The sequence below is a fragment of the Protofrankia sp. CiP1_Cm_nod1 genome (assembly GCF_920888515.1).
GTDB lineage: Bacteria > Actinomycetota > Actinomycetes > Frankiales > Frankiaceae > Protofrankia.
Map to the genome: position 1 here is coordinate 1 of NZ_CAKKTM010000406.1, position 2,710 is coordinate 2,710.

The 2,710-nt window shown below is 70.5% G+C and carries 3 protein-coding genes; all 3 read right to left on the reverse strand.

Annotation, left to right across the window (positions count from 1 at the left end; translation table 11 throughout):
- A partial coding sequence (gene rbfA / locus NBX02_RS18385; protein WP_250292390.1) for a 30S ribosome-binding factor RbfA occupies positions 1-279 on the reverse strand: 279 nt, incomplete at its 3' end.
- Complete coding sequence (locus tag NBX02_RS18390; protein ID WP_250282238.1) at positions 272-631, reverse strand: DUF503 domain-containing protein; 360 nt, start codon at positions 629-631, stop codon at positions 272-274. The genes rbfA and NBX02_RS18390, both read right to left, overlap by 8 nt.
- A gap of 32 nt (positions 632-663) precedes the next feature.
- On the reverse strand, positions 664-2,710 hold a 2,047-nt coding region (infB, locus tag NBX02_RS18395; RefSeq protein WP_250292393.1), incomplete at its 5' end, for a translation initiation factor IF-2.

The following is a 2,710-nucleotide window of genomic DNA, read 5'->3' on the forward strand; positions in this document are numbered from 1 at the left end:
GAAGGTCAGGGCCGGAGTGACCTTGACCCCGGTCTGTCGGCCGACCTGGCTGCGCAGCAGGCCCTTGGCCGACTCCAGCGCGCGGGCCGAGTCCGCCCGGTCCGCGTCGTCGCCGTAGACGGTGTAGAAGACGGTGGCCTCGGTCAGGTCCGGCGTCACCCGGGCATCGGTCACGGTGACCATGCCCAGCCGGGGGTCCTTCACCTGACGTTCCAGCGCGGCCGCGACCACCTCACGGATACGCACCGCGAGCCGGCGGGCCCGAGCAGGGTCAGCCATGGCTTCCTCCCGTCACTGTCGCCGCATCCTCGTCGGGGGAATCGTCCTCGTCGGAGGAGTCGTCCTCGTCGGAGAAATACCGTACTCGCGCCGAAAGCAGCTCCAGTTCGGGACGCTGCGCAACCAGGCGCTCACATGCCTCGACGATCTCGACGCAGTGGGCCCGGTCCGCGGCCACCACGGCCACGGCGATCTGTACCCGACGGTGCAGATCGTGATGGCCGGTCTCCGCCGCACTCACCGCATACCTGCGGCGGAGCTCCGCCACCACCGGCCGGACCGCCGACCGTTTCTCCTTCAGCGAGCGGATGTCGCCGAGGAGAAGGTCGAACACCGCCGTTCCTGTCCACATAGCCGTGTCCTCAAGGCTGCCCGGGAAGCTCCTCAGGAACGGGGAACCTCCCGCTGCTCGAAGGTCTCGATCACGTCATCGATCTTGATGTCGTTGAACGAGCCGAGCCCCACACCGCACTCGTAGCCCTCCCTGACCTCGGTCGCGTCGTCCTTGAACCGCTTGAGCGACTCGACCGTGAGGTTGTCCGCTACGACGACACCGTCGCGGACCAGGCGTGCCCTGGCGTTGCGGCGGATGAGCCCGGAGCGTACGAGGCAGCCGGCGACGTTGCCGATCCGCGGCACCCGGAACACCTCGCGGACTTCGGCGGTCCCGAGCTGGATCTCCTCGTAGACCGGCTTGAGCATGCCCTTGAGCGCGTTCTCGATGTCCTCGATCGCCTGGTAGATGACCGAGTAGTAGCGGACGTCGACGCGCTCGCGCTCGGCGAGCTCCCGCGCCTTGCCCTCGGCGCGGACGTTGAAGCCGAGGATGACCGCGTCGGACGCGCTGGCCAGGTTCACGTCGTTCTCGGTGATCGCACCGACGCCGCGCCCGATGATCCGCAACGAGACCTCGTCGCCGATGTCGATCTTGAGGAGCGAGTCCTCGACCGTCTCGACCGAACCGGACACGTCGCCCTTGAGGATGAGGTTGAGCTGGGTCTTCTCGCCCTCCTTCATCCGCTCCAGGATCGTCTCCAGGGTCGGGCGGCCGCGACTGAGCGCGAGCTCGGCGTTGCGTTCGCGCGCCTGCCGCCGCTCGGCGATCTGGCGGGCGACCCGGTCCTCCGGGACGACCAGGAAGTTGTCGCCCGCGTCGGGAACACTGGTGAACCCGAGCACCTGGACGGGCCGGGCCGGGCCGGCCTCGCTCACCGGGTCACCGTGCTCGTCGAGCATCGCCCGGACGCGCCCGAACGCCTCGCCGGCGACGATCGAGTCCCCGACCCGCAGCGTCCCGCGCTGGACGAGGACGGTGGCCACCGGGCCGCGGCCGCGGTCCAGCCGGCCTTCGATCGCCACCCCCTGGGCCTCGACCTCGGTCGGGGCACGCATGTCCAGCGCCGCGTCGGCGGTGAGGATGACCGCCTCGAGCAGCCCGTCGATGTTGGTGCGGTTGCGGGCGGAGACGTCGACGAACATCGCGTCACCGCCGTACTCCTCGGCGACCAGCCCGTACTCGGTGAGCTGCCCGCGCACCTTCTGCGGGTCCGCCCCCTCCTTGTCGATCTTGTTGACGGCGACGACGATGGGCACGTCCGCGGCCTGGGCGTGGTTGAGCGCCTCGATCGTCTGCGGCTTGACGCCGTCGTCGGCGGCGACCACCAGCACCACGATGTCGGTCACCTGCGCGCCACGGGCACGCATCGCGGTGAAGGCCTCGTGACCAGGGGTGTCGATAAAGGTGATCTTCCGCTCTTCGCCGTCGACCTTCGCCCGGACCTGGTAGGCCCCGATGTGCTGGGTGATCCCACCGGCCTCGCCGCTGACCACGTCCGTCTGCCGGATCGCGTCGAGCAGCTTCGTCTTGCCGTGGTCGACGTGGCCCATGACGGTCACGACCGGTGGGCGCGGCTGCAGCTCGACCTCGTCGCCGTACTCACCGCCGAAGGACAGGTCGAAGCTCTCCAGCAGCTCCTTGTCCTCGTCCTCGGGGCTGACGATCTGCACGTCGTACCCGAGCGTCACGCCGAGCAGCTGCAGGGTCTCGTCCGTGCACGACTGCGTCGCGGTCACCATCTCACCGAGCTGGGTGAACACGACCTGGACGAGCGCGCCCTGGTTGGCGTCGATCTTGTCCGCGAAGTCGGCCAGGGAGGCGCCCCGGGGCAGCCTGATGACCTGCCCGTTGCCGCGCGGGACCATCGCCCCCATGCGGGGGGCTTCCAGCCCGCTCTCCCACTCCTGCCGCTTCGCACGCTTGGACTTGCGCTGGCGCCCCGGGCGGCCACGGCCACCGGGACCGAACGCACCGGCCGTGGTGCCACCGCGGCCGCGCCCCCCGGAGGTGGGTCGGCCGCCGGGACCACCGGGACCACCAGGGCCGCCGGGACCGCCACCGCCGGGACGGCCGGGGGCACCCGCGCCCCCACCG

What these genes read in the sequence shown, in the direction of transcription:
- NBX02_RS18390 (WP_250282238.1), bottom strand. Translation starts at nt 631, where the DNA reads ATGTGGACAGGAACGGCGGTGTTCGACCTTCTCCTCGGCGACATCCGC.